The sequence below is a fragment of the Streptomyces sp. NPDC058620 genome (assembly GCF_042717135.1).
Taxonomy (GTDB): domain Bacteria; phylum Actinomycetota; class Actinomycetes; order Streptomycetales; family Streptomycetaceae; genus Streptomyces.
Window position 1 is genome coordinate 14,160 of record NZ_JBHXQO010000043.1, and the last position, 25,750, is coordinate 39,909.

Genomic DNA, 25,750 nt, shown 5'->3' on the forward strand with positions numbered 1-25,750 from the left:
GCGTTCAGGAAGGCAGGCCGTACGCGTCGGCGATCAGCTCGTAGCTGCGCACCCTCGCGTCCCCGCCGTGCGCGTTCGCCGTGATCATCAGCTCGTCCGCCCCCGTCCGCTTGGCCAGGTCGTCGAGCCCCGTACGGACCTCGTCCGCGGTGCCGTGGATGACGTTGGCGAGCCAGCCGTCGACGAACTCCCGCTCCATGGGACTGAAGGCGTACGCGGCCGCCTCCTCCGGGCTCGGGATCAGCCCCGGGCGTCCGGTGCGCAGCCGGACCATCGACAGGGCACCGGTCAGCACCTGGCGGCGGGCCTCGCTCTCCTCGTCGGCGGCGAGGGCCGAGACGCCGATCACGGCGTACGGGGCGTCCAGCACCGCGGACGGCTTGAACGACTCCCGGTAGAGGTCGAGCGCCGGAACGGTGTTCTGCGCCGAGAAGTGGTGCGCGAAGGCGAACGGCAGGCCGAGGACACCGGCCAGCCGGGCGCTGAAGCCGGAGGAGCCGAGCAGCCAGACCGGTGGGCGGGCCGCGGACTGCACGCCGCCGGGCGCTGTCGCCTGTACGGGGCCGGGTACGGCGTGGATCCTGGCGTACGGGTGACCGTCGGGGAAGTCGTCGTCCAGGAACCGGACCAGTTCGGCCAGCTGCTGCGGGAAGTCTTCGGCACCCTCGTTCAGCCGGTCCGTGCGGCGCAGGGCCGCGGCGGTGGCGCCGTCGGTGCCGGGCGCGCGGCCGAGTCCCAGGTCGACGCGTCCCGGGGCCATGGCCTCCAGCGTGCCGAACTGCTCGGCGATCACGAGGGGCGCGTGGTTGGGCAGCATCACTCCGCCGGAGCCGAGCCGGATGCGCTCGGTGTGGGCGGCGAGGTGGGCGAGGATCACGGCCGGGGACGAGGAGGCGACGCCCGGCATGGAGTGGTGCTCGGCGACCCAGAAGCGGTGGAAGCCGCGGCGCTCGGTGAGCTTCGCGATGTCGACGCTGGTACGCAGGGCCTGGGTCGCGGTGCGGCCCTGTCCCACGGTCACCAGATCGAGCACGGACAGCGGCACGGAGGCCGTTCCGGCTGCGGTGCCGCGAATCTGGTCGCCTCGGATCTCGTCCACGTTTCGGCCTCTCCCGGTGATGCTTACGTAACGGAAGAAGCCAACAGGAGGATGGCTCCGCTTATTCCCGCACCTCGATCCCCCGGGTCTCTACGACGCCGGGGGGCGGCTCGCGGGTGGCGAAGAGGGCGCCCAGCGCCGGCTCCCAGATGCGGCGGTCCACCAGCCGCAGGCCCTCCCAGACCGTCACCTGGTTCGCCGTGAGGACCGGCTTGCCGAGCAGTTCCTCCAGCTCCCTGACGTACGCCGCGGTGTGCAGGGCCGTGTGCGGCAGCAGCACCGCCTCGGCGTCCGGGTGGTCCCCCGCGACGGCCAGCTCCTTCACGAGCCGCGCGTCCCAGGCACCCACCTCGGCGGCGGTGATGATGCCGCTCCCCCGGGTGGCCACCACCTCGATGCCCGCGGCCTCCAGGAAGCGGGCGAAGAGCCCGGCGATGTCGTCGGGGTAGGTCGCGGCGATCGCGACACGGGTCGCCCCCACCTCCCGTACCGCGTGCGCGAAGGCGAAGGAGGTACTGGACGCCGGCAGACCCGCCGCCCTGGCCAGGGTCGCGATCTGCTCGTGGGCGCCGTCCCAGCCGTAAACGAAGCTTCCACCTGTGCAGGCCCAGACGAGCGCCTCCGCACCGGCGAGGCGCAGGTCCTCCACGCCCGCCGCGAGCCGCTCGGGGGAGCCCATCTCGCGCATGGCCTCGACGCGGTGGACGTCCTCCCCGACCGCGGTGTGGAACAGGGGCAGTCTGATGTCGCTGTCGAGCGTGATCTCGATCCGCGGGAAGTCGTCCTCCGCGGAGTGGCCGGGGTAGAGAAGTCCGATGGTCGTCATGTCCACCCTTCCTGTACGTCCGGAGCACCGGGCGAGCCGAGCGGCCCGGCATCCCGCCGAGCGCGTGACCCCGTCACCGCTGCCCTCGACACCCACAAGTATTCCCCCGATGGCCGCACCACGTAGGCCGCACGGAGCGTGACCGCATGGCTCCGTTGACGCGGCGGCGTTCCGGTGCGAGCGTGGTGAGTGATGTCAGAGCCCGTCCTCCTCGTCCTGGACGCCGAACCGTCGCCGCGCCTCGGCCGGCTGACCGGCCGGGTCCGCGTCCAGTACACCGATGAGCGGGGGCTTGCCCGGCACCTCCCGTCCGCGGACGCCCTGCTGGTGTGGGACTTCACCTCGGACGCGGTGCGCGCGGCCTGGCCGGGCGACGGCCCCCGCCCGGGCTGGGTGCACGCGGCGAGCGCGGGGGTGGACCGGCTGCTCTGCCCCGCGCTGGCCGCGTCCGGCACGGTGGTGACCAATGCGCGGGGCGTCTTCGAACTGCCCATCGCGGAGTACGTCGCGGGGCTGGTGCTCGCCTTCGCCAAGGACCTGCCGGGGACGCTGGAGCTCCAGCGGCTCCACCACTGGCGCCACCGCGAGGTCCGGCAGCTCTCCGGCACCCGTGCGGTCGTCGTCGGCGCGGGCCCCATCGGCCGGGAGATCACCCGGCTGCTGCACGGCCTCGGGGTGCGGGTGGCACTGGTGGCGCGGACGGCCCGGCGCACCATCCACGGCATCGCGGACCTGGACCGGCTGGCCGCCCGCGCCGACTGGGTGATCTGCGCGGCGCCGCTGACGGAGTCGACGCGCGGGATGTTCGACGCCCGCTTCTTCGGCCTGCTCCAGCCCTCGGCCGTGTTCGTCAACGTGGGGCGCGGCCCCATGGTCGTCGAGGCGGATCTGGCGGACGCCCTGCGCAGGCGCTGGATCGCGGGGGCCGCGCTCGACGTGTTCCAGCGGGAGCCCCTCGGACCGGAGAGCCCGCTGTGGGACGTGCCCGGTCTGGTGGTCTCGCCGCACATGAGCGGTGACACGGCCGGCTGGCGCGACCGGCTGGGCGAGCAGTTCGTGGAGATGTACGAGCGGTGGGCGGCCGGTCTGCCGCTGCCGAACGTGGTGGACAAAGAACTGGGATACGTCCCCTCCCCCGACCGCACCGACCGCACCGACCGCACCGACCGAGACCACCGCACCCCGGACTCCTGACGTTCCGTCACCTCCCGTTTGCCGCCCGGGAATACGCCCCGCACATACCTGGTCGCGCTCTGCCCGCCACAGGGCACGAAAGGGTCACCCTCCGGCCACCTTTGGGTTACATGCCGTCCCGTCCCGCATAGACGTACGGGATCGGGCAGGCGCTCACCTTGTCCGGACTGTTCGACCTCCAGGAGATCGCGAACCATGGCTGACTTCCCGAATCTGTCCCGCCGGGGTTTCCTCAACCGATCGGCAGCCGTGGGGGGATCGCTCGTCGTTCCCGGCCTGCTCTCCGCGTGCAGCAAGACCGATGCCGGGGCGGTGGGAGGCGAAGGCGCCCTCGCAAAGCTCCGCAAGCAGGGCTTCGTGCGGGTCGCGTACGCGAACGAGGCCCCGTACGGCTACCTGGAGGGCAAGGAGCTCAAGGGCGAAGCACCCACGCTGCACCGGGAGATATTCAAGGCGCTCGGCGTCGACGAGCTCAAACCCACCCTCTCCGAGTGGGACGGCCTGATTCCCGGACTCCAGGCAGGCAAGTACGACGTGGTCAGCGCGGGCATGGCGATCACCCCCGAGCGTTGCGCCAACGCCATCTTCTCCGAGCCGGAGTTCATCTCCCCCACGGCCCTGATGGTGAAGAAGGGCAACCCGAGGAAGGTCACCGACCTGGCCTCCGCCAAGGCCGCCGGGATCACCGTCGGTGTGATGTCGGGTGCCGTCGAGGGCTCGTACGCCAAGGGCGCGGGCATCGCCGAGGACAGGATCAAGACCCTGCAGAAGCCACAGGACGGCGCCGACGCCGTCAAGGGCGGGCGCATCGACGCCTTCCTGCTCACCGGCATCTCGCTGCGCTGGCTCGCCGGGACCAACCCGGCCACCGAGGTCACCGAGGCGTTCCTGCCGGAGCTGGACGGGAAGAAGCAGTACTCCCCCGGCGGCGCGGTGTTCCGCCAGGGCAACGAGGACCTGCGGGACGCCTTCAACCGCGAACTGAAGAAGATCGTCTCGGACCGATCGCGCTATGTGAGCCTTCTGGAGCCGTACGGCTTCGGGGCCACGGAGATCCCGCCCGCCACGCTGAAGACCGCCGATCTGTGCAAGGGCTGACGGGGGCGGACCACACCGTATGAGTGACTTCTTCTCCACTCTCCTCGACGAACTCCCCCAGGTCCGCGCCGGTCTGTGGGTCACGCTCCAGGCCACCGTGCTCGGATCCCTGCTGGCCCTGACCCTGTCCTTCGCCCTCGGCCTGATGGCCGGCAGCCGGCTGGTCCTGGTGCGCGGGGTCTCGCGGACGGTCGTCGAATTCTTCCGCGGCACCTCGCTCTACATCCAGCTGTTCTGGCTGTACTACGCGATGCCTCCCCTGACCGGCTACGAACTGACGCCGCTGCTCTGCGGCGTCGTCGCCTTCGGCCTCAACTTCGGGGCGTACGGCTCCGAAGTGGTGCGCGGCGCCGTCAACTCCGTACCGCGCGGGCAGTACGAGGCGGCCCTCGCGCTGAACCTCACCCCGGCCCGGCGTCTGCGCAAGGTGATCCTTCCGCAGGCGTGGGTGCAGATGATCCCCTCCTTCACCAACCTGCTGATCCAGCTCCTGAAGTGCACCCCGCTCCTCTGGCTGATCTCGGCCGCCGACCTGATGACGGTGATCCAGCAGGTGCGCGACCGCACCGGTGAGACCCTCACCGCGTATCTGACGCTGCTGGCCGCCTACTTCGTGCTGGCCTACGCGCTGACCCTGCTGATGAATCTGCTGGAACGGACCGCCAAACGGCGGCTCGGCCTGGAGACCGGCGCGGGCAGTCTGCTGAAGAGCCGCAGCGCCGCGGCCACCACCGTCGGAGGTGCCCGGTGAACGGCTTCGACTGGAACGCCGCCGGGGACGCCCTGCCCCTGCTGCTCGAAGGCTTCAAGGTCACCCTGCTCGCGACGGTGCTCGGCACCCTCGTGGCCGCCGTCCTGGGGCTGGCCATCGCGGTCGCCGGACGGGCGCCCAGCAAACTCGTCACCGTGCCGGTGCGGGCCGTGATGGAGTTCGTCCGCGCCACCCCGCTGCTGGTCCAGCTGGTGGGCGCGGCGGCGGTCTTCAGCTCCGTGGAGCCGCTGACCGTCGGCATCGTGGTGCTGGGCATCCACTACGCCACGTACACCTCCGAGGTGTACCGCGCCGGGATCGACGGCGTACCGAAGGGCCAGTGGGAGGCCGCGCGGGCGCTCTCGCTCCCGGCCCGGCGGACCTGGCAGGCCGTGATCCTGCCGCAGGCGGTGCGCAACGTGCTGCCCGCGCTCGGTAACTACGCCATCTCGATGTTCAAGGAGACCCCGTTCCTCGCCGTGATCACGGTGCAGGAAATGGTCTTCGAGGCCCGGAAGTACGGAGCCGAACACTTCGCGTACACCGAGGCGTTCACGCTCGCCGGCCTGGTCTTCCTGGTCGCGAGCTACCCGACCTCGCTACTGATGAGAAAGCTGGAGAAGCGCCTTGGCCACTGAATCTGCCCCCCTGAAGGAGCCCGCGGACGTGGCCCCGGACCAGGTGACGACCGGCGTCGAACCGCTGGTCCGCTTCGACCGGGTCGTGAAGCGGTACGGCGACCATGTGGTCCTGGACGAGCTGGACTTCACCGTGCGGCGCGGTGAGCACGTCACCCTGATCGGTCCGAGCGGCTCCGGCAAGACGACGATCCTGCGGCTGCTGATGACGCTGGAGAAGGTCAGCGACGGGGTGATCTGGGTCGACGGCTCGCCGTTGTCGCACGTCCGCACCGCGGACGGCTCCCTGAGGCCCGCGGGCGAGAAGCAGCTGCGGGAGTCGCGGATGAAGATCGGGATGGTCTTCCAGCAGTTCAATCTCTTCCCGAACATGAAGGTGCTGCAGAACATCACCGAGGCACCGGTCAGTGTGCTTGGCATGGACCGCGACGAGGCGGAGAGCCGGGCCCGCGAGCTGCTCGATCTGGTCGGGCTCGCGGGGAAGACAGACGCGCACCCCTCCCAGCTCTCCGGCGGCCAGCAGCAGCGGGTGGCCATCGCCCGGGCCCTGGCGATGCGGCCGGAGATCCTGCTGCTCGACGAGGTGACGTCGGCGCTGGACCCGGAGTTGGTGGCGGGCGTGCTGGATCTGCTGTCCGACATCGCGAGGAGCACCGACATCACCATGCTCTGCGTGACCCACGAGATGAATTTCGCCCGGGACGTCTCGGAGAAGGTGCTGATGTTCGACGCCGGACGGGTCGTGGAGTCCGGATCTCCGGAAAAAATCTTCTCGGACCCGGAGCACGAACGTACGCGCGAGTTCCTCAACGCGGTGCTGTGACCACGCTGTTGGCACACCGACAATGACGATGGCATATGCCAGGTGGGTGCGCCCCAGTTGACAGGGCCGGGGCGCCCCCATCATGTCGTCAACGGCGCCCCTTTTCCGGGGTCTTGGCGGCTATCGTGGGTCGAAAGCTCGCGGTCACAACCTGGTAGGGGGACACCGTGGCATTGAAGCCCGAACCGACCGCGCCGTTCCACTCGGTGCAGTACGCCCTACGCGTGCTCGAAACGGTCTCCAAGCACGGCACCGGTGTGACCGACGTACAGATCGCCCGCGAGACGGGGCTGCCCACCGGCCACCTCGCCTCCCTGCTGCTGACCCTGCGCCGCGAGGGGTACGTCGAGCAGGTCATGGACGGGGCCTACGTCATCGGTTCCTCGCTCCTGCTGCTCGGCTCCGGCGCGGCCCGCCGGCAGGCCCTGGAGGACAAGCTCCAGCAGACCCTGGTGCAGCTGCGCGACTCCGTCGGCGCCGCGGTCTACCTCAGCCGGTACGTCGACGGCGAGATCCGGGTCACACAGGTGGCGGCCGGTCCCCGCACGCCCGCGGTCAACGAGTGGGTGGACTTCCGGTCGGCGGCGCACGCCAGCGCGATCGGGAAGTGCCTGCTGACCCAGCTCGACCAGAACGGGCGACGCGACCACATCTCGCGGCACAAGACCGCCCGGCTCACCTCGCGGACCATCACCAGCGAGAAGGTCCTCTTCTCCAGACTGGACAGCCAGCCCGCGACGGTTCCGATGCTGGACCTCCAGGAGTACGCGCTGGGCACCGTCTGCGCGGCGGTGCCGCTGACCGCCGGGGCGTCGGCGGGATGCCTGGCGCTCTCGCTGCCGATCGAGGACGCGCACCGGCTGCGGTCGGCTGCGGACACCCTGAACCGGCGTGCGGCGCCGGTGCTCCTGTCGCTGGCGCTCTAGGACTGTCACGGAGGACTCCTATCTCCGTACGTTTGCGGGCAAAACGGCCCCGGGTCCGGGGGTGGCCGACGCGTGTCGCCAGCACCCCCGGAGAGCAGGTATTATTTTCGAGTCACCAGGCGCCGTTAGCTCAGTTGGTTAGAGCAGCTGACTCTTAATCAGCGGGTCCGGGGTTCGAGTCCCTGACGGCGCACAGACAACGCAGTGGGCGGTTTCCGATGTTCCGGAAACCGCCCACTGCGTTTTTTGCTGCCCGCACATCCATACGCACGTTTTATACAGCTGTAAGAGACAACTGTTCTGGCAGCGAGCTCGATGGCGCCGGTCGCCTCGCCGGAACTTCCCCTTTTCCCGAGCACGGCAAAACATCGCCGGCATCCAAGGGCGGGCTCGCCATAAGGCAGACGGGCATCGGGAGCGCAATTAGCGATATACGGAACGGCGGAATGCTAGGCCATGCGGTCAGCCGTCATGGATTCAGTCGCAGGGCCATGGCTTGCCAAGCAAGTCAAGACTTACCTTAAGGGAACTTTGACCTTATGGTGTGGCTCGAATCGAAGGAGCCCCCTGTTGTCGAAAATGAATGATCCCGCTGTGCGTGCGGTTGCATCGGAGCGGGATTATGTGTCCTCCTTATATGAGTTGCTCACCGAGCGGCTTTCCGAGGCGCGAGTACACCGAGCGAGTGTGCTGAAGGCCCCGGCGGAAAGCGCCGGTGAGGCATACGAGAGAGAAATCGCCGCCGAGCGTCTGGCCAAGGAAATCGGCCGGCTGGAGGGCGCCGAAAAGGGGCTGGTCTTCGGGCGCATCGACTGGACGGATGGCACGGCCCTGCGCATCGGGCGGATCGGACTGCATACGGAGGAGGATGACCTGCCTCTGCTCGTGGACTGGCGCGCGAACGCGGCGCGGCCCTTCTACGAGGCGACACCGGTCCACCCGATGGACCTGCGGCGGCGCCGGCACCTGCGCCTCGAGGAGCGCACGGTCATCTCGGTGAGCGACGAGCTGCTGGACGGGACCGCCCCGACAGACGAGGACGTCGTGGGGGACGGCCCGTTGACCGAGGCCCTGTCGGCACGGCGTACGGGCAGGATGCACGCGGCCGTCGCGACGCTGCAGGCCGAGCAGGACGAGATCGTCCGCTCCGCCCACCGCGGGGTGACCGTGGTGCAGGGCGGGCCCGGCACCGGCAAGACGGTGGTCGCCCTGCACCGGGCGGCCTATGTCCTGTACGCGTTCCCGCGCGCCGCGGAGGAGGGTGTCCTGGTCGTGGGCCCGAACGCCCGGTTCCTCGACTACATCTCCCAGGTCCTCCCCTCGCTCGGAGAGAACGACGTCGTTCTGGCGACCTGCCGGGAACTGGCCGGAGTGTCCACGGACACGGTGGACCCGTTCGATACGGCGCGCCTCAAGGGCAGCTCCGACCTCGCCGACGCCCTGGCCGGCCTGCTGCGCGTCCACCAGGCCCCCGCGGGTGACTTCACCGTGCGGGTCGGACAGGAACTGGTCCACCTGTCCGGCGAGGAAGTCGCCACGGCACGCGACGCCGCCGTGGCAGCCGCACCGGGGCACAACCCCGCGCGCCAGGTGTTCAGGGAGCTCTTGGTCGACGCCGTCACCGACGCGATGCAACGAGACATGGGCGACCTCCTGGAGCAGATCGACGCCGATGCCGCCACGATGACGGGCATGGACCTCGACCGGTTCACGGGAGCCGCCCAGCGCCGTGCCGAAGGTGCGGCCGACTCGGGTCCGGTCCACGAGCTGGACCTGGACGCCATCCGAGCCGATCTCCTCGACGACGCCGGCGTCGACCGAGCGGTCGAGGTGTTGTGGCCGCGGCTGGTACCCGGTGACCTCGTGAAGGCGCTCCTGACGAACGCCGGCGCTCTCGCCGAGCGCCTGCCCCGCCTGACCGCGCAGGAGCGGTCCCTTCTGCTGCGAGGTCCGGACGACCCGTGGACCGATGCCGATGTGCCGTTGCTGGACGAGGCGGCGAACCTGGTCGACGGCCCCCCCGGGCAGACGTACGGGCACGTCGTCGTCGACGAGGCGCAGGAACTGACCGCCATGCAGTGGCGGATGATCGTCCGCCGCTGCCCGGCAAGGGCGATGACGCTGGTGGGTGACTTCGCCCAGGCAGGCCCGGTCGCGACAGCACGCGACTGGAAGGAAGCACTGAGCCCCCACGTCGGACCGCGGTTCAGACTGCACAACCTGACCGTCAGCTACCGCACCACGCAGGAGATCCTGGAGAGCGTCCGGGACCTGCTCACGCGGATCGCTCCGGACCAGAAGCCCACACGGTCACTGCGAAGCGGTGAGAGCCCTCGCACCGTGACCACACCTCCGGACGGGTTGGTCACCGCCGTCGTCCAGGAACTCCGCGCCCAGGGCACCGCGCACCCGGGCGAGCTTCTGGGAGTGATCTGCGCGGACACCAGGGTGAGCGAGCTGACGGCCCAGGGCATCGCTCACCACGCACGCATCGTGCCGGCGTCCGAAACACGCGGCCTGGAATTCGACGGGGTCGTCGTCATGAACCCCGAGGAAATCATCACGGCCCGCCCCGGTGGGGAAAGGGACTTGTACGTAGCCCTGACCCGGGCCACCAAGCGCCTCTGCACAATCACCGTCCAGCCCGCCTGACGACTCGGCGCCCGCGTCGTCGCCGCGGGCGCACCCTGCGCGGTACAGACACCGGCCCGCGCGCACAACGGCGGCCCCCGCCCGGGCCGCCGCCGCACCGCTGTACTGACCGAAGGTCAGAACTGCACGTCCGAGCAGGCGTAGAACGCGTTGCCGGTGTCCGCGACGTTCCAGACGGCGAGGATGATGTGCTTACCGGTCTTCTGGGTGGGGATGGTGCCCTGATGGGTCAGCGTCGACGGGGGCTGCTGGTTCCCGTACGGCACCGTCATGAACGGCTGGGACTCCAGGGCGGCCCGGGTGAGCGGCTGGGTGGTGTTCCAGCCGTTCTTGGTGATGTAGTACCGGAAGTCGCTGGTGGAGTGCCGGGCGGTGAACTGCCAGCGGAAGCTGTAGCCCTGGCCGCCGGTGACCTTGGTCGCGGGCCAGTTGCCGCCGCGCGGGTCGTCCAGCGCCGCGAAGCTGCCGTTTCCGGCGGAGCAGATCTTGCCGTCCGCCGGACCGGCCGCCGGGAAGCCCTTCGGGCCCTCGACGCTCTGCGGCTCCCACTGGATGGCGCCGCAGCCGGTCACCGTGCCGTTGGCACACAGTTTCTGACGGCTGATCGGGGAGTCGGTGTAGCCGTGACTGCTGGCGCTGCTGGTCGCGAACATGGACGCGCCCGCTATCGCCAGGCCGATCACGGCCGCGCTTGCCCTTTTCCGCATGCTTTTGCTCCTCGAGAACGTGGGGGAGGTTCCATGAGCTCTGCTCTGCGCGCGTGTTGTGCGGTCTAGACCAAGTCATAGGTTATTGACGGGGCATGAACATGTCCAGACCAATGAGCGTCCGATTCCGGTTCACCGGCGGGTGCCGCGGGGCGCCTGTCAGGCGCCGTCCGTACCGCTGCGACCGGTGTAGAAGGCCACCGTCAGGTCCTTCACCAGTGCCTTTCGCTCGTAGTCGTCGAGCTCCACGATGCCGCGCGAGGTGAGCCGGTGCACGGTGTCGTCCACGGCGTCGACCACGGATGTCAGCACGCTGTCCCGGTGCTTGGCGTCGATCGCGGCGATCCTGCGCCGCTGCATCGCGGCGGCGACCTCGGGGGCGTACTCGATACCGGTCGGCTGCGCCGAGTACACCTCGATGCCCACGGGTTCGCAGTCCGCCTTCAGCATCCGGGTCAGCGCGTCACCGACCGCCTCGGCGTTGCGCAGGGTGTGTGTGTCCTCGTCGAAGGCGTCGGCCGGCAGCTGCGAGAGCACCCGGGCCGTCGCGGCCTCGACCTGCCGGCGCAGGTACTCCTCGTGGTCGGCGACGCCGAGGGTGGCCCGCACGGTGTCCTTGGTCCGCCACACGACGAGGACGACCACGCGCAGTGCCGTGCCGTTGGAGTCCACGGAGGGCAGCGGTTCGCTGCGCCAGTGCCGCAGCCGTACGTCGACGCGGCGGCGCAGCAGGAGCGGGGAGACCCAGACCAGGCCGGTGCGGCGGACGCTCCCCCGGTAGTCGCCGAAGAGGGTGAGTACCCAGGCGTGCCCGACCCGGCCCCGGCCGAGACCGCCGAGCGCGAACAGGACCACCGTGACCAGGAAGGCGAGGAGCGCCCAGGCCCCGACGCCGATGCCGTCGTACGGGCGGGAGCCCATCCCGATGGGGCCGAGCACGGTGGCGGGGAGCGCCCCGCACCACCAGAGGGTGGCGAGACCGGCCAGGGTTCCGACCGCCCCGGTGAGCAGCGCGGCCCAGCCGGGCAGAGCGGGCCCGGGACGCTCGGACAGCCGGGGGTCGCCGAGCGGGGCCGGCCTGGTCGGCGCCCGTACCTCGGTCTGCGGGGAGCGCGGCATGGGCGTCCGTCGGGCGGGCCGCGTGCGCCGGGTCACGAAGTCGGGAAGCGCACCCGGATCGCCGTGCTCCGGTCCCTTGCCGGGGTCAGGCGCCTCTCGCGCGTCGCGTACGTCGAGTGCCTCGCGCCCTTCACGCGCGTCATGTGCGTCGCGGTCGTCGCGGAAGAGCAGGTGTACGGGGATGGAGGCCGTGGCCTCGTTGGCGATGACGGAGTGCCGCCGCCTGGTGTCCCACCGGCCTTCGGGCTCGGCGGTCCCGCCCTTGCCTCCCGGCCCCGGCGGGCTGACGACTCCGGTCGTGTGCACGGATGCGGGCGAGCCGTTCGACACGACGCCGTCACCCGACATGGAGGCACCGTCCGACCCTTGGACCGGCACCGGGACGGACGCCCCGACGACGGCGTCCGCCGGGGCCAGGTCGAGCACCAGGTTCACCACTGTGTCGGCGCACTGCTCCGATCGCGCGCCGGCCGGCACTTCGCTCACCCCGGCACCGGCGCCGGACCCGCGCCCGTCCCGCCCGTCCGCGTCCTTCGCCGCACGCGGACCCTCGTCCGGCGCCGCACGGAAGCCCGGCTCCGGGACCGGCTCCGGCGACAGGCCGGCCCGGTCCGCAGCGGCCCCGGACTCCTCCCCCCGCACCGGCCGGCCCGGGGCCGGCTCCTGCGGAGACGCGCCCCGGAGCGAGGCCGTCCCTGCCGCGCGGCCGGGTTCCGGTCCCCCCGACGGGGTGCCCGGAACCGGACCGGCCCCGCCCGGGGTACTCATGACGGGGACCTCGGTCGCGTCCTCGTGTCCGTTCACCGGCTGCCCTGCCTTTCCGTTCTCCGGGGATCCGGAGCTGTCCGACACCGTGGGTCTCATTCCTGCCTCCGTCATGTCCGTGCCGTCACGTGAAGAGCCGCCGCCAGGTTTCCGGCCCCGGATAGCCGTCGGCCGCGCCGCCGCGCCAGCCCAGGGACCGCTGGAATGCCTCGACATTGCGGCGGTCCGCCTCGGTCCACCTGGGGCCGGGGCCCGACACGTAGTGCTTGCCGTATCCCTTTCTCACCAACCGCGTGCCGAGCCGTGCGACATGCCTGTTGTACTGACCCGGCTTGAAATAGCCGCGGCCCGGGAAGGCCGGGGCCGTATTCGGACTGCCGCCCGTACCGGCTGCGGGGATGCTGCGCCCCGTGCCGGTGACCAGAAGGCGCCAGGTGTCCGGGCCGGGGATGCCGTCGGCCTCCCTGCCCTTCCAGCCCTGGGCCGCCTGGAACGCCTGGGTCGCACGCCTGTCCGCCTCGCCCCAGCGCGGCCCCGGCCCCTGGGTGTAGAAGCGCTTGCCGCCCCGTGCCACGAGCAACTTGCCGAGCCGGGTGACGTACGTGTTGTTGGCTCCGGGCCCGAACTTCCCCGCCCCGGGGAAGGCCGTCGATGAGCCGCTGCCGGCCGCCCCGCCCGTGAGACCCCGGTAGCGGTATGCCACGTACCGGGCGGAGTTGCTCCAGTACGCCATGGGCGTCGCCTGCTTGCGCGTACGCGGACGTGTGAGCTCGTAGGCGGTGTAGTGGGTGTGCCGGTAATCGGTCCAGCCGCCGAAGATCGTGACGTGCGAGCCCTTGGCCGGGTCCGCCGTATTGTGGAAGAGCAGGATGTCGCCGGGCTGCAGCTCCGCCCGGGCGATCCGCGTTCCGAACTGGGCGAGGCTGCCCGTCCACTCGTTGCGGCCCAGGTCCCACGCCATCGAGACGTAGCCCGAACAGTCCTGTCGATAGCCGTCCGACCAGTACTTCCCCATGCCGTACGGGACCTGCGCGGAGACCCAGACCTTGGCCCGGTTGATGATGGCGGCCCGCGTCGTCGCACGGTACGTCGGCGCCGAGGTCGGTGGGCCCGAGGACCCGACCCCGTTGAGCGGACCTCTCTCCCCCTGCGGGGTGGCCGGTTCGGGATCGGCCGGCGCGTCCGTCCGCGCGGGTCCCGCGGCGTGTCCCGTCGCGGTCGCCGCCTCGGCGGCCCCGCTGGACAGGACCACTCCGGCGGCCGTCACCAGCACCAGCGCACGGCGCGCGCCGTGCGCTGCCGGATGTCCGCCGTCCCTCGTCGGCAGGGCCCTGGCAGCGGTACGCCGCTGCGCGGCACACCCCGCACAGGTGCAGTCGACAGCGGGTTCGTACTCCTCGAAGACCAGCACAGTCATGCGATTCCCCTCCGCGCTCGTCAAGATCTTTGGGCGCATCCGCAACGGGCGTCAGTGTCTCAACTCTCCTGACATAACGCATTTTGACGGATCAAAGAGAAAAAACGACCATCCCACAGGGCGTGGCGCGGCGGAATTGGTCAGAGGCACCGTGTCCCATCGGGTAGAGTTCTCCAGGTCAGCAGGCGCCGTTAGCTCAGTTGGTTAGAGCAGCTGACTCTTAATCAGCGGGTCCGGGGTTCGAGTCCCTGACGGCGCACGCAGAGTCAAGACCCCCTCACCGAGCGTGAGGGGGTCTTGTTCGTGCGCGCGGGCACCCGCGCGGCGCCCCGCACCCTTCGGATCGTCACGGAGGCGGCGGGCGGGCGGTTCGCGAGCGCCCGCGCGGGCGCCCCTCACGCCCCGCCCTCACGCCCCACCCTCTCACTCCGCACACATCGGCCAAACCGTGCGCATGCCTGCTAAACACCGTGTTTCACCCTTGCGATCACACGACAAGTCGGACAACCTGTCCTGGAGCCGTCAACTCCAAGGGGGCCGCCGCACCCAGGCAGTTGGGCGGCGGAGCGTGATGGACCGGTTGCGTGTACCGCGGGATGGGGGTCCCGCTCACGGACAAATGCCGAGGGGGCATCATGCAACCGGAGGGACTCCTTTCCGTGTCTGTGGGAGGGTGGCCCGCCACTGTGTGCGTGCGCGGTGATCCAGGGGGCTCCACCGCACACGACTGACCGATCAATCGCGCACTGACCATGCGTGCGGGGGGATGACCCATGACGTCGACGCCGCCAGGCGCCCGGCAGGACAACGACTCGTCCCGGACCACCCAGCTACGGATACCCCCGCAGCTACGGACCGGCCAGCGACGGCGCCAGACGAACAAGGCGCTGCCGCGCTACGACTACGAGCACTACAGCCGGCTCGCCGGGCCCCTGACCCAGCCCGACCCGGGCCGTCCCTACACGGTCCGCTACCGCTCCCTCCTCTCGCAGGAACCGCACCGCTTCAGGGCCGCGCTGCTCCTCGGCGCGGCTCCTCTGGTTTCACTCGGCCTCTTCGCCTGGCTGATGCAGCCGGCGCACTGGACGGAGCGCGATCCGAACCTCGAGAACGACACACTGCTGATCCTCGACATCGTCATGCTGGTCTCGATCGGTCTGATCGAGCTCTTCCGCACGATGAACGTCCTCTCCAACGCGCACGCGACGCTGGTGGCCCGTGACCCGGTGCCCGTGGTGCCGGAGACGGGCACCAAGGTCGCTTTCCTCACCTCCTTCGTGCCGGGCAAGGAGCCCCTGGAGATGGTGACGAAGACGCTGGAGGCGGCAGTGCGCATCCGGCACCGCGGGCTCCTGCACGTCTGGCTGCTCGACGAGGGCGACGATCCCGCGGTGAAGGAGGTGTGCGCGCGGCTCGGTGTGCACCACTTCTCCCGCAAGGGCGTCGCGCGCTGGAACCAGGCGAAGGGCCCGCACCGCGCGAAGACGAAGCACGGCAACTACAACGCCTGGCTCGACGCGCACGGCGGGGACTACGACTTCTTCGCCTCCGTCGACACCGACCACGTACCGCTGCCCAACTATCTGGAGCGGATGCTCGGCTACTTCCGCGACCCGGACGTCGGTTTCGTCATCGGTCCGCAGGTCTACGGCAACTACGACACGTTCGTCACGAAGGCCGCCGAGTCGCAGCAGTTCCTCTTCCACGCGCTGATCCAGCGCGCCGGCAACCGCTACGGCGCCCCCATGTTCGTCGGCACGAGCAACGCCGTGCGGATCTCGACCCTCAAGCAGATCGGCGGTCTCTACGACTCGATCACCGAGGACATGGCGACCGGCTTCGAGATCCACCGCGCCCGCAACCCCCTGACAGGCAAGAAGTGGCGCTCGGTCTACACCCCCGACGTACTGGCCGTCGGCGAGGGCCCCACCGCCTGGACGGACTTCTTCACGCAGCAGCTGCGCTGGTCGCGCGGGACGTACGAGACGATCCTCAAGCAGTACTGGAAGGGCTGGTTCTCGCTCCCCGCGGGCAAGCTCTTCAACTACACGATGATGATCATCTTCTACCCGATGTCGGCGCTGAACTGGATCCTCGCCGCACTCAGTTGTGCGCTGTTCCTCGGCATGGGCGCCTCCGGTGTGCAGATCGACCCGACGATCTGGATGATGCTCTACGGCAACGCCTCCGCTCTCCAGATCGGTCTCTACATCTGGAACCGCCGCCACAACGTCTCGCCCCACGAGCCCGAGGGCTCCGGCGGACTCGCCGGGATGATGATGTCGGCGCTCTCCGCGCCGATCTACGCACGCTCCCTGCTGGACGCCGTCCTGCGCCGTAAGAGCTCCTTCGTGGTGACGCCCAAGGGCGACTCGTCGAGCCCCGACACCCTCTTCGGCACCTTCCGCATCCACCTCTTCTTCCTTCTCGTCTTCGGCGGCTCCATCGCCGCCTCCTTCTTCCTCGGCCACAGCCATCCCGCGATGCTGACCTGGGCCTGCCTCGCCCTGCTCATCACCGCGGCGCCGATCTTCGGGTGGCGGCACACCGTCCGCGCCGAGCGGAGGAAGCGCCGGGCGGGACCGCCGGACGGAGGGGCGCCCGCCCCGCGGCCGGGACCCCTGCCGCAGGAGCGGCCCGGCGCGGCCGACAACGAACAGACCATGCAGATCGCCCTTGGGGGACGTAAGAAATGAAGTACCGTCCGAGCCGCCGTACCCGCCGACTGGCGATCAGTACGGCGGTGGTTCTCGCACTCGCGGGAGCGAACGGACCGTGGCTGTACCGCTTCGGCACCGAGCGCTATCACACGTACGAGATCAACACCGCGGAGTACAAGGCCGCGAACGGTCACTGGGACTTCCTCGACGTCCCCGCCGAGTTCCGGATCAACACGATCCACGCGGCACTGCTGCACACCGGCAAGGTGCTGCTCGTCGCGGGCTCGGGCAACAACCAGAAGAACTTCGACGCGAAGAGCTTCCGGTCGGTGCTGTGGGACCCGAAGACGAACGGGTTCAAGAACATACCCACGCCCAAGGACATGTTCTGCGCCGGTCACACCCAGCTGCCCGACGGCAAGCTCCTGATAGCCGGCGGCACCAAGCGGTACGAGAAGCTGGAGGGCGACGTCACCAAGGCCGGCGGCCTGATGATCGTCCACAACGAGGACCCGGACAAGCCCGTCACCCTGCCGGCCGGCACCCGGTTCACGGGCAAGGAGAACGGCAGGACGTTCGTCTCCAAGGACCCCGTGCTGGTCGAGAAGGCCACCAAGGTCTTCGACAAGCGCACCGGGGCCTTCGTGCGCAACGAACCCGGCCGCGGGCGGATCTACGTCGAGGCCCGGAAGTCCGGCATGAAGTACGAGACGGGCACCGAGGACAACTACCGGATCGCCGGTCTGTCCGGCTCCGACACCCGTAACGTGTACGGGATCGCGCAGAAACTCGCCCTGGACAAGAAGGACTTCCAGGGCATCAGGGAAGCCTACGAGTTCGACCCGGTCGCGGAGAAGTACATCACCGTCGACCCGATGAACGAGGCCCGCTGGTACCCCACGCTGACCACCCTGAAGGACGGCAAGGTCCTCGCGCTCTCCGGACTGGACGAGATCGGGCAGATCGTGCCCGGCAAGGACGAGATCTACGACCCCGAGACCAAGAAGTGGGAGTACACGGGCATCGTCCGGAAGTTCCCCACCTACCCGGCGGTCTTCCTCCTCAACGACGGCAAGCTCTTCTACTCCGGCTCCAACGCCGGGTACGGGCCCGCGAGCGTGGGCCGCGCCCCCGGCGTCTGGGACCTGGGGACGAACACGTTCAAGAAGATTCCCGGGCTCAGCGACCCGGACAGGATGGAGACCTCGGCGACCGTACGGCTGCCACCCGCCCAGGACGAGAAGTTCATGGTCATCGGCGGGGGCGGCGTCGGCGAGTCCGAGAAGTCCAGCGAGAAGTCCCGGCTGGTCGACCTCGGGGCCGAGAAGCCGCGGTTCGTGGACGGCGCGGCCCTGTCGGACGGCACCCGCTATCCGAGCGCCTCGCTGCTGCCCGACGACTCCCTGCTCGTCACCGGCGGCTCCGAGGACTACCGCGGGCGCGACGGCTCCGACGTGCTCCAGGCGCGGCTGTACGACGCGAAGTCGGACACGTACGAGCGGGTGGCGGACCCCGCTGTGGGCCGCAACTACCACTCGGGCTCGGTCCTGCTGCCGGACGGCCGGGTCATGATCTTCGGCTCGGACTCGCTGTACTCGGACCGGGGCAACACGCGGCCGGGTACGTTCGAGCAGCGCATCGAGATCTACACGCCGCCGTATCTGTACCGCGCGGGCCGCCCGGAGCTGACGGGCGGGCCGAAGCGGATCTCGCGCGGCGGTACGGGGACGTTCACGACGCGGCAGGCTTCGTCCCTGAAGTCGGCGAAGCTGATGCGGCCGAGCGCGGTCACGCACGTCACGGACACGGACCAGCGGACGGTCGCGCTGGATCTCAGGACGTCGGCGGACGGGGTCACGGTGACGGTGCCGAAGAACCGGGCGCTGGTTCCCTCGGGGTGGTACATGCTCTTCGTGACCGACGACCGGGGCACACCGTCCGAGGGCACGTGGGTGGAGGTGCCGTAGGCACCCGGCCGCCCGGCGGTCGGTCCGCATCCGATCGCCGGGCGGGCTCGAAGGTGCCCTGGCCGTCCTACTGGCCGGCCAGGCCGAGCGCGTACTCCGGCCACCATTCGCCCGCGTTCGGGCCGCCCTTGCAATTGCCGTCCGATTCGCCGGGGCGCTTGATCCAGAGGTAGGCGTCGATCAGGTCGTCACCGGTCCGCGTCGTCGGCGTCTCACCCAGGGCGCGGCCCGGTGGGTTGCACCAGTTCTCCGCCGGGTCGCCGCCGTCGTAGGGGCCGTTGCCGTTGCGGCTGGTGTCGATCACGAAGGGCTTGTTGCCGACCTTCGCCGACAGCCGCTTGCCGAAGTCCGTACTGGCCGCCGTGGTCTGGAAGTTGGACACATTGACCGCGAAGCCGTCGGCCTCCCCCACGCCCGCCCGCTGGAGCGGCTCGAACAGCGCGTCGGGGCTCTGCCAGCCCGCGTTGCCCGCGTCCACGTAGACCGTGGTCCCCGGCTGCTGCTTCAGCCGCTGCACCGCGCCCTTGAGCAGGTCGTAGCGCTCCTCGTGGAACTCCTGCGGTGTGCAGCCGTCGACCAGGTGCAGCAGCGCGTCCGGTTCCAGGATCACCGTGGCCCGGCGGTCGCCGATGCCCTTGGCCACGTTCTCCAGCCAGGCCCGGTAGGTGTTCCCGTCGGAGGCTCCCCCCTTGGAGAACTGCCCGCAGTCGCGGTGCGGGATGTTGTAGAGGACCAGCAGGGCCTCCCGGTCGGCCTTCTCGGCCGCCTCGGTGACGCCCTTCACCTCGTCCTCGGCGTTGTCCGGGCCGATCCACTCGCCGACGGGCTGCCGGGCGATCTTCCTGATCAGCTCGGCGTTCCTGTCGTCGCCGTACTCCGCGTAGCCGGCGGCCTGCCGGGCCGCGGTGCCGTCGGGGTCGACCCAGAACGGGGCGCCGCCCTTGGGCTGCTGGCCGATGGCGGCGGACGGGCCGTCCTTCTCCCCGTCGTCGGACGAGGAGCATCCCGCCAGGAGCAGGACGGCGCCGATCGCGGCCGCCGTACCGGTCCGCAGACCGGTTCCCGGGCGCGTGCGCGCGCCGGACCGGCCGGTGTAACTGCCGTACATCCACTCCCCCTCGGCTGCACTGGTCGCACTGGTCGCGCCCGTTTCCGGCCGCGCCGATGTACTCCCGGTCCCGTCCATCCTGACACAGCGGCACGGGCGCCCGCCGCGACCTCGATATCAGGACATCCCGTCACAAGTTCCGTGGTAAGCAGGCAGCTCCGTGCCTACAGTGTCGGGCAGGCATCCGAACCTCCCGTGCCGTGCCCGGCTTCTCCCGCAGCCCGGGCACCAGCGGTCGAGGACCGGCCCGGCCGACGGCTCCGAGGGGGAGCGGGGATGCCGGCCGGGCCCGGTGTTCACGGTGTGCCGTTCGTCAGGCGGGGCGCTTCGCGCCCTCGCTGTCCTGGCCCGTCAGATAGGCCGAGACGACCACATTGGCCGTGTAGGACCGCGACTTCCGGTCGTACGTGCCGCCGCAGGTGATCAGCCGGAGCTCCGCCCGGCCGTCCTCGCGGGGACCGTACGCCTTACGGGCGTCGAAACGCTCCCGGGTGAAGACCTGGACGTCGTCGATGGTGAACACCGCGATCGTGCCGTCGGCCCTGGTCACCCTGACCTTCTCGCCGGGGCGCGCCGCGCTGAGCCCGTAGAACACGGCGGGCTTCGTCTCCGTGTCGACATGGCCGACGAAGAGCGCGGCGCCCTCGGTGCCCGGCTCGGTGCCGCTGCCGTACCAGCCGACGGTCTGCGGCTTCGCGTACGGCGGCGGGTCGATTCCCCCGCCCTCGTCCAGACCGCGCCGGACGACGGGGGCCTCGACCCCTATCGAGGGGATCTCGACCCGCTCGGGCTCGGCGCCGTCGAGCGGCTTGTGCGCCGGGGGCAGCGGTACGCCCAGGGGGCGCCCGACCGCCGCGACGTCACCGGTCGTCGGTGCGGAACTGCCGCCCGGACCGTCCGTGATCTCGCGGCCCCAGAGCCACAGGCCCAGCAGGAGAACGGCCCAGGCGACTCCGGTGAGCAACCGCCCGGTGCCTGCCGGGCGGTCCGAGGCGGACACGTCAGTCCGCGGCCGAGCGACGGCGCCGTACGCTGCGGAAGGCGACGGCGACGACCGCGACGGCCCCCAGGACCAGCCCGGTCACGGCGTGCCGTGTGCCGGGGCCGTCCTGCTCGGCTGCCTGGTCGGCGAGGTTGGCGGTGCCACCGCCGCCGGCCCTGACGGGTGCGATGGGCGAGGGCTGCCGGTGGTGGACGACCGTGAGCTTGCCGGTCGCCTTGCCCTTGCCGCCCTTGCAGTTGACCCAGACGTCGTAGTCGCCGGGTTCGGCGTCGGAGCGGATCTTGGCCTTGGCGAACAGACCCTTGTCGTCGGCGGGGGCGAAGTGGGCCTCCGAGACGAAGGCGTCCGAGTTGCCCTTGGCCTCCCTGCCTCTGCCGCAGATGTCGACCCAGAGCTCCACCTCCCCGCCGGGGGCTATGGCGGACGGGGTCACCGAGACCCTTCCCTGGGGCTCGGAGTCGGCCAGCGCGGCGGTCGTGGGCAGCAGAGTCGCCGCGGCCGCCGCTGCGGCACAGAACGTGAGGGGTAGTGAACGCATGGTGAACCTCCTTAAGGCAGGTTCGCCCGTGCGTCGGCATTTCGCATCCGCAGGACGCGGAGGCCGGTCGCGACACGAGTCGCCGCGGCCCCCGCGGACCGGTGTCAGGGCAGGTCGACGAGGTCGACCAGGTCGGCGATGGAGTCGACGACGGTGGAGGGCCGGAAGGGGTACCGGTCGATGTCGGCCAGGGTGGTGAGGCCGGTGAGGACGAGGAAGGTCTGCATGCCCGCCTCCAGGCCCGCCAGGACGTCGGTGTCCATCCGGTCGCCGATCATGGCGCTGGTCTCGGAGTGGGCGCCGATGGCGTTGAGCCCGGTCCGCATCATCAGCGGGTTGGGCTTGCCCGCGAAGTACGGCTCCTTGCCGGTGGCCTTGGTGATCAGGGCGGCGACCGAGCCGGTGGCGGGCAGCGGGCCCTCGGCGGAGGGGCCGGTCTCGTCCGGGTTCGTGCAGATGAAGCGGGCGCCGCCGTTGATCAGCCGGATCGCCTTGGTGAGCGCCTCGAAGCTGTACGTACGCGTCTCTCCGAGCACTACGTAATCGGGTGCGTGGTCCGTGAGGACGTAGCCGATGTCGTGCAGGGCGGTGGTGAGCCCGGCCTCGCCGATGACGTACGCCGTGCCGCCCGGCCGCTGGTCGTCCAGGAACTGGGCGGTGGCCAGGGCCGAGGTCCAGATGTTCGCCACGGGGACGTCCAGGCCCATGCGCTTGAGCCGGGCGTGCAGGTCGCGTGCCGTGTAGATGGAGTTGTTGGTGAGGACCAGGAAGGGCAGCCCGGAGTCCCGCAACCGCTTGATGAAGGCGTCCGCGCCGGGAATCGGTGTGCCCTCATGAATGAGGACGCCGTCCATGTCGGTCAGCCAGGATTCGATCGGCTTGCGCTCTGCCATGTGACGGGCTCCTGCCGTACGTACTGTGCACGCGATGTGCGGGGACGCCGGCGGCACCGCGCTGTGCAGCGCCGACGTCCCGATTTTAGGCCGCCCGTGCGACCGGGCGGAACGGGCGGGTCACGAGGAACTGATCTTGACTCCGTCCACCACCCAGTACCAGTTGTTGCCCGCCGTGTAGCGGAACCCCGCTCCAGCGGCAGGCCCGAGGTGTCCCGGGAGACCCGGTGGATCAGGAGCATCGGCAGCGCGGGCGGGGTGCCGATCAGCAGGGCCTCGCGCGGGGTGGCCAGTACGGTCTCGATGCGCTCGTCACCGTCGCCGAAGGAGATGCCCAGGCAGTCGTGGAGGTAGGCGTAGAAGGAGGAGTCGGGGTCGAACTCCGAGTCCAGGCGCGGGACACGGGCGACGGAGACGTAGGTGCTCTCCAGGCCGACCCGTTCGTCGTCGGCGAGCAGGACGCGCTCCAGATGCCAGACCGGTTCGCCGCGGGTGACTCCGATTTCGGCGGCGAGCGCCTCGGGGCAGGGGAACCGGTCGAGGCCGATGAGCGTACGGCCGGGCCTGCGGCCCTGACGGCGGACGCCCTCGGTGTAGCTGGCGAGCGACAGCGGCTGCTCCAGCTTGGGCCCGGCGACGACGGTGCCGCGGCCGCGGCGGCGCAGCCGCCCCTCCAGCAGCAGTTCGCGCAGTGCCTGCCGCACGGTCTCGCGCGATACCTCGTAGCGCAGGGCCAGGTCGCGCTCGGTGGGCAGCGAACCGCCTTCGCCCAACTCGTCGATCAGGACGGAGACATGAGCTTTGACGGCGTAGCACTTGGGGATACGGCCGTGCTCCGGAATACCGGAGCGGATCGGTGCGCCAGGTGCCTGGTCGTTCGGATAGTCCACGGCCCGATGGTGGCAGACGCATATGAACGCGACGGTGCGGACGGACGGGGGCCGGTCCCGGGGTCAGTCCTGCTCGCGGCGGGCGCGTTCCGCCCGGGTCACGACGGCGGCCCCGCCGATGATCAGCACGCCGGTGACGAATCCGAGCGGCAGGACCGGGTCCTGTCCGGTGCGGGCCAGCTCGGGGAGGGGGTTGCCCGCGACGTCGCGGGGGGCTGTTCCGGTGCCTGGGTCGGGATCGGGGGCGGTGCGGGTGCCGGTGCCGGTGTCAGTGTCGGTGCCGGGGGCGGTGCGGGTGTCGGTGTCGGGGGCGGTGCCGGTGCCGGTGTCGGTGCCCGTGCCGGTGTCGGTGCCGGTGCCGGTGCCGGTGTCGGTGCCGGCTTCCCGGTCGTCGTCGGTGCCGGCTTCCCGGTCGTCGTCGGTGCCGCTGTCGCTTCCGGCGTCCACGTCCACGTCCACGTCCTCGCCCACGTCCTCGCCCACGTCCGCCTCTCCGTCTCCGTCCACGTCTCCGTCGACGATGACGAAGGGGTATCCGCCGGACTCCCCGACCCATTCGCCGTCCCTGCCGTCGCCGCCCTTGTGCCGGTGGACGACGGCGGCGTTGACGGTGACCTTGCCCGGTTCGGTGTCGGAGGTGAAGGCCATCCGGACCTGGACGGTGACCGTACGTCCGGCGGGCACGGTGAAGCCGGGGAAGTCCTCGTCCTCCTCGCCCCCTCCGAAGACGCCGATCTGCTCGTCCCGGTCCGTGGTCTCCCACGTGACGCGGTACTCCGCGTCGGGGTCGGCGCGCTTGGTCCGCTCGGAGAACTCCAGCCGGATCTGGTCGGCGGCGAGCTTCCGGTCCTGATCGGTCAGCACGAGGACCGGGTGGACGGCCCGGCACGGCTCGGACGTGGTGTTGGTGAGGTCGAGGAACCAGATCCCGTATCCGCCGCCGGAGGCGTACGTGTCGGGGCCGCCGTGGATCCGGGTCTCGATGGGGAACTCGTCGGCGTTCGGGTCGCCGCAGCCGGGTTGCCGGCCGGCACTGACGGAGGACGCGGCGGCGCCGGCGGGGGCGGCTCCGACGAGGAGGACGGCCGCCGCGGCGATGCCGGCCGCGGGGCCGAAGGTCCCGAGAGTGATGAGGGCACGGCCGTCGCGCAGCCGTGCGGGGGGCTTGGGGGGCATAGGGGGTCACCCTTTGCTGCTCGCGAACGACCGGGGCGGGGGCCTCGGCTGTGGTCGGCGACGCTGCCACGCGCGCGCGGGCGAAGCGGGCCGACATGCCGGTGCGGTCGTCCGTACGGAGCCCTTGCGCCCCTCGTCCGGCCCCGCGTCCGGCCCCGCGTCGGCCTCCGGCCGGACGGGCCGAGGTCTTCGCGGACGGGCTGGACTTTCATCGCGCCGCCCCCTCATGGCAACGCTTCGGTCCTCGGACGCCGGACGGGCCGAGAGGGCACCGCGGGGCCGCAGCACCCACCCTTTTCCCACACGACCAGCAAGATCAAGCCCGTCCAGCGATCGAGGACACGGCCTCCGGCGGGGCCCCCGCCTCGTTCACCCGGCCGAACACCGGTGCCAGCACCAACTGGGCTGCTCCCTCCGCGACCGGACGGTCACCCCCGCCGGCGACGGCCACCGGAGTCGGGCGGCCGGTTCCCTCGCGGCGGGCCCGGTCCTCGATCACCGCCCGGACGCCCCGTACGTACGCCTCCTCGTCCGCCGCCACGATCCGCCCGCCCAGGACCACCCGGTCGATGTCGAGCAGCCCGACCAGGTTCGCCGCACCCGCCCCCAGCACCCGCACCGCCTCCGCGACATCGCCGCGTGCCACCGCGGCCAGGCACAGGGCCTCGATGCAGCCGCGGCCCCCGCACTCGCACAGCGGTCCGTCCAGTTGCAGCGTCTGGTGGCCGAACTCCCCCGCCCCCGTACGCGCCCCCCGGTGCAGTGCGCCGCCCAGGACGAGCCCCGCGCCGAGGCCGGTCCCCAGGTGGAGGTACGCGAAGTCGCTTCCGCCCGGCTCCCGCAGGGCCAGCCCGAGCGCCGCCGCGTTGGTGTCCTTGTCGACGACGACCGGCAGTCCGGTCCGCGCGGCCAGCGCGTCCCGCAGCGGATAGCCGTCCCACTGCGGAAACCCCGTCACCCGGTGCAGCACCCCGCCCCGGTGGTCCAGCGGCCCCGGCATGGCGACACCCAGCCCGAACACCGGCCGCTGCCCCCGTACCGCGTCCGCCGCCTCCGCCGCGTCCGCGACCACCTCGTCCGCCGGGGCGCCGAGGTCGAGGGGTGACGTCCGGGCGGCCACCGGCGTGCCGGCCAGGTCGACCAGGACGGCCGTCAGCTCGTCGCGGTCCAGGTGGAGCCCCACCGCGTACCCCGCGTCCGGGACCAGCCGGAGCACCGTGCGCGGTTTGCCGCCCGTGGACGCGCGGTGGCCCGCCTCCGCCGCCATCCCCTCCGCCCGCAGCCGGGTGGTGATCTTGCTGACGGCCTGCGGGGTGAGCCCCGTCCGCTCGGCCAGTTCCAGCCGGCTGATCCCGCGCTCGCCCGCCGCGCGCAGCAGATCCAGCACGAGCGCGGCGTTGTGGTGGCGCAGTGTCGGGAGGTTGGCTCCGCTGCCGCTCCTGGTATTGCTTCTGTTCACGGCCCCATTGTCCCCGCCGCTTGCACTTTGGCAACAGCGTT

General features: G+C 70.8%; 20 protein-coding genes, 2 tRNA genes and 1 pseudogene. 11 read left to right on the forward strand and 12 right to left on the reverse strand.

Annotated elements, in window-relative coordinates; translation table 11 throughout:
• Positions 1 to 4 precede the first annotated feature (4 nt).
• Both ACFWSK_RS28765 and ACFWSK_RS28770 read right to left on the reverse strand, forming a co-directional pair.
• Complete coding sequence (locus ACFWSK_RS28765) at positions 5 to 1,099, reverse strand: LLM class flavin-dependent oxidoreductase (protein ID WP_383792212.1); 1,095 nt, start codon at positions 1,097 to 1,099, stop codon at positions 5 to 7.
• A 61-nt stretch (positions 1,100 to 1,160) separates the two neighbouring features.
• Positions 1,161 to 1,925 (reverse strand): decarboxylase, encoded by a 765-nt coding sequence (locus ACFWSK_RS28770; protein WP_383792216.1) that lies wholly within the window; start codon positions 1,923 to 1,925, stop codon positions 1,161 to 1,163.
• 192 nt (positions 1,926 to 2,117) lie between these two features.
• Between ACFWSK_RS28770 and ACFWSK_RS28775 the strand changes: the two genes are divergently transcribed.
• The 8 genes from ACFWSK_RS28775 to ACFWSK_RS28810 all read left to right on the forward strand — a co-directional run bounded on the left by ACFWSK_RS28775 (position 2,118) and on the right by ACFWSK_RS28810 (position 10,007).
• On the forward strand, positions 2,118 to 3,119 hold the full coding sequence (locus tag ACFWSK_RS28775) for a D-2-hydroxyacid dehydrogenase (RefSeq protein ID WP_383792219.1): 1,002 nt from the start codon (positions 2,118 to 2,120) through the stop codon (positions 3,117 to 3,119).
• A 195-nt stretch (positions 3,120 to 3,314) separates the two neighbouring features.
• Positions 3,315 to 4,217, forward strand: a complete 903-nt coding sequence (ehuB, locus tag ACFWSK_RS28780) for an ectoine/hydroxyectoine ABC transporter substrate-binding protein EhuB (RefSeq protein ID WP_383792222.1) — start codon at positions 3,315 to 3,317, stop codon at positions 4,215 to 4,217.
• A gap of 19 nt (positions 4,218 to 4,236) precedes the next feature.
• Positions 4,237 to 4,968, forward strand: coding sequence for an ectoine/hydroxyectoine ABC transporter permease subunit EhuC (gene ehuC, locus ACFWSK_RS28785; protein ID WP_383792225.1), 732 nt, complete (start codon positions 4,237 to 4,239; stop codon positions 4,966 to 4,968).
• Positions 4,965 to 5,606, forward strand: coding sequence for an ectoine/hydroxyectoine ABC transporter permease subunit EhuD (gene ehuD, locus ACFWSK_RS28790; protein ID WP_383792228.1), 642 nt, complete (start codon positions 4,965 to 4,967; stop codon positions 5,604 to 5,606). Before ehuC ends, ehuD begins: the two co-directional genes overlap by 4 nt.
• Positions 5,596 to 6,429 carry an ectoine/hydroxyectoine ABC transporter ATP-binding protein EhuA gene (gene ehuA / locus ACFWSK_RS28795; protein ID WP_383792231.1) on the forward strand — a complete coding sequence of 278 codons (834 nt, stop codon included), beginning with the start codon at positions 5,596 to 5,598 and terminating at the stop codon, positions 6,427 to 6,429. The genes ehuD and ehuA overlap by 11 nt, the downstream gene beginning before the upstream one ends.
• Before the next feature lie 167 nt (positions 6,430 to 6,596).
• A complete protein-coding gene (locus ACFWSK_RS28800) occupies positions 6,597 to 7,355 on the forward strand; it encodes an IclR family transcriptional regulator (protein ID WP_383792234.1) in 759 nt (252 codons plus the stop codon).
• Between the two features lie 119 nt (positions 7,356 to 7,474).
• Positions 7,475 to 7,548: transfer RNA gene (locus ACFWSK_RS28805), tRNA-Lys, on the forward strand.
• A 494-nt stretch (positions 7,549 to 8,042) separates the two neighbouring features.
• Complete coding sequence (locus ACFWSK_RS28810) at positions 8,043 to 10,007, forward strand: HelD family protein (RefSeq protein ID WP_383792236.1); 1,965 nt, start codon at positions 8,043 to 8,045, stop codon at positions 10,005 to 10,007.
• Between the two features lie 116 nt (positions 10,008 to 10,123).
• Here ACFWSK_RS28810 and ACFWSK_RS28815 read toward each other — a convergent pair whose 3' ends face one another.
• The 3 genes from ACFWSK_RS28815 to ACFWSK_RS28825 form a co-directional block, all read right to left on the reverse strand.
• Positions 10,124 to 10,714 carry a lytic polysaccharide monooxygenase gene (locus ACFWSK_RS28815; protein WP_383792238.1) on the reverse strand — a complete coding sequence of 197 codons (591 nt, stop codon included), beginning with the start codon at positions 10,712 to 10,714 and terminating at the stop codon, positions 10,124 to 10,126.
• A 159-nt stretch (positions 10,715 to 10,873) separates the two neighbouring features.
• The gene (locus ACFWSK_RS28820; RefSeq protein ID WP_383792241.1) at positions 10,874 to 12,697 is read right to left on the reverse strand and encodes an SPFH domain-containing protein; all 1,824 of its coding nucleotides are present in this window, start codon (positions 12,695 to 12,697) and stop codon (positions 10,874 to 10,876) included.
• Between the two features lie 25 nt (positions 12,698 to 12,722).
• Positions 12,723 to 14,015 carry a peptidoglycan-binding protein gene (locus ACFWSK_RS28825; RefSeq protein WP_383792243.1) on the reverse strand — a complete coding sequence of 431 codons (1,293 nt, stop codon included), beginning with the start codon at positions 14,013 to 14,015 and terminating at the stop codon, positions 12,723 to 12,725.
• 185 nt (positions 14,016 to 14,200) lie between these two features.
• On the opposite strand from ACFWSK_RS28825, the gene ACFWSK_RS28830 reads away from it, so the two are divergent.
• From ACFWSK_RS28830 to ACFWSK_RS28840, 3 genes are all read left to right on the forward strand, one after another.
• Positions 14,201 to 14,274 (forward strand) — tRNA-Lys (locus tag ACFWSK_RS28830).
• 514 nt (positions 14,275 to 14,788) lie between these two features.
• Complete coding sequence (locus ACFWSK_RS28835; protein ID WP_383792246.1) at positions 14,789 to 16,711, forward strand: glycosyltransferase family 2 protein; 1,923 nt, start codon at positions 14,789 to 14,791, stop codon at positions 16,709 to 16,711.
• On the forward strand, positions 16,708 to 18,642 hold the full coding sequence (locus tag ACFWSK_RS28840) for a galactose oxidase-like domain-containing protein (protein ID WP_383792249.1): 1,935 nt from the start codon (positions 16,708 to 16,710) through the stop codon (positions 18,640 to 18,642). The genes ACFWSK_RS28835 and ACFWSK_RS28840 overlap by 4 nt, the downstream gene beginning before the upstream one ends.
• 67 nt (positions 18,643 to 18,709) lie before the next feature.
• Here the strand turns inward: ACFWSK_RS28840 and ACFWSK_RS28845 are convergent, their stop codons facing one another.
• The 7 genes and pseudogenes from ACFWSK_RS28845 to ACFWSK_RS28875 form a co-directional block, all read right to left on the reverse strand.
• Positions 18,710 to 19,750, reverse strand: coding sequence for a glycoside hydrolase family 6 protein (locus ACFWSK_RS28845; protein ID WP_383792252.1), 1,041 nt, complete (start codon positions 19,748 to 19,750; stop codon positions 18,710 to 18,712).
• A 313-nt stretch (positions 19,751 to 20,063) separates the two neighbouring features.
• The gene (locus ACFWSK_RS28850; RefSeq protein WP_383792254.1) at positions 20,064 to 20,750 is read right to left on the reverse strand and encodes a class F sortase; all 687 of its coding nucleotides are present in this window, start codon (positions 20,748 to 20,750) and stop codon (positions 20,064 to 20,066) included.
• 1 nt (position 20,751) lies between these two features.
• Positions 20,752 to 21,291: a hypothetical protein gene (locus ACFWSK_RS28855; RefSeq protein ID WP_383792257.1), complete on the reverse strand. Its 540-nt coding sequence runs from the start codon at positions 21,289 to 21,291 to the stop codon at positions 20,752 to 20,754.
• A gap of 104 nt (positions 21,292 to 21,395) precedes the next feature.
• The gene (locus ACFWSK_RS28860; protein ID WP_383792260.1) at positions 21,396 to 22,184 is read right to left on the reverse strand and encodes an HAD-IIA family hydrolase; all 789 of its coding nucleotides are present in this window, start codon (positions 22,182 to 22,184) and stop codon (positions 21,396 to 21,398) included.
• A 188-nt stretch (positions 22,185 to 22,372) separates the two neighbouring features.
• Positions 22,373 to 23,074: pseudogene (locus tag ACFWSK_RS28865) on the reverse strand (GntR family transcriptional regulator); the annotation flags it as partial.
• A 63-nt stretch (positions 23,075 to 23,137) separates the two neighbouring features.
• Complete coding sequence (locus ACFWSK_RS28870) at positions 23,138 to 24,250, reverse strand: hypothetical protein (protein ID WP_383792263.1); 1,113 nt, start codon at positions 24,248 to 24,250, stop codon at positions 23,138 to 23,140.
• A 316-nt stretch (positions 24,251 to 24,566) separates the two neighbouring features.
• Complete coding sequence (locus ACFWSK_RS28875) at positions 24,567 to 25,709, reverse strand: ROK family protein (RefSeq protein ID WP_383792266.1); 1,143 nt, start codon at positions 25,707 to 25,709, stop codon at positions 24,567 to 24,569.
• Positions 25,710 to 25,750 lie beyond the last annotated feature (41 nt).

Excerpts from the sequence above, each read along its gene's own strand:
- ehuB (WP_383792222.1), top strand. The coding sequence starts at position 3,315 with ATGGCTGACTTCCCGAATCTGTCCCGCCGGGGTTTCCTCAACCGATCG.
- ehuC (WP_383792225.1), top strand. The coding sequence starts at position 4,237 with ATGAGTGACTTCTTCTCCACTCTCCTCGACGAACTCCCCCAGGTCCGC.
- ACFWSK_RS28825 (WP_383792243.1), bottom strand. The coding sequence starts at position 14,015 with ATGACTGTGCTGGTCTTCGAGGAGTACGAACCCGCTGTCGACTGCACC.
- ACFWSK_RS28820 (WP_383792241.1), bottom strand. The coding sequence starts at position 12,697 with ATGAGACCCACGGTGTCGGACAGCTCCGGATCCCCGGAGAACGGAAAG.
- ACFWSK_RS28870 (WP_383792263.1), bottom strand. The coding sequence starts at position 24,250 with ATGCCCCCCAAGCCCCCCGCACGGCTGCGCGACGGCCGTGCCCTCATC.
- ACFWSK_RS28770 (WP_383792216.1), bottom strand. The coding sequence starts at position 1,925 with ATGACGACCATCGGACTTCTCTACCCCGGCCACTCCGCGGAGGACGAC.
- ACFWSK_RS28845 (WP_383792252.1), bottom strand. The coding sequence starts at position 19,750 with ATGTACGGCAGTTACACCGGCCGGTCCGGCGCGCGCACGCGCCCGGGA.
- ACFWSK_RS28860 (WP_383792260.1), bottom strand. The coding sequence starts at position 22,184 with ATGGCAGAGCGCAAGCCGATCGAATCCTGGCTGACCGACATGGACGGC.
- ACFWSK_RS28835 (WP_383792246.1), top strand. The coding sequence starts at position 14,789 with ATGACGTCGACGCCGCCAGGCGCCCGGCAGGACAACGACTCGTCCCGG.
- ACFWSK_RS28815 (WP_383792238.1), bottom strand. The coding sequence starts at position 10,714 with ATGCGGAAAAGGGCAAGCGCGGCCGTGATCGGCCTGGCGATAGCGGGC.
- ACFWSK_RS28855 (WP_383792257.1), bottom strand. The coding sequence starts at position 21,291 with ATGCGTTCACTACCCCTCACGTTCTGTGCCGCAGCGGCGGCCGCGGCG.
- ACFWSK_RS28775 (WP_383792219.1), top strand. The coding sequence starts at position 2,118 with ATGTCAGAGCCCGTCCTCCTCGTCCTGGACGCCGAACCGTCGCCGCGC.
- ACFWSK_RS28840 (WP_383792249.1), top strand. The coding sequence starts at position 16,708 with ATGAAGTACCGTCCGAGCCGCCGTACCCGCCGACTGGCGATCAGTACG.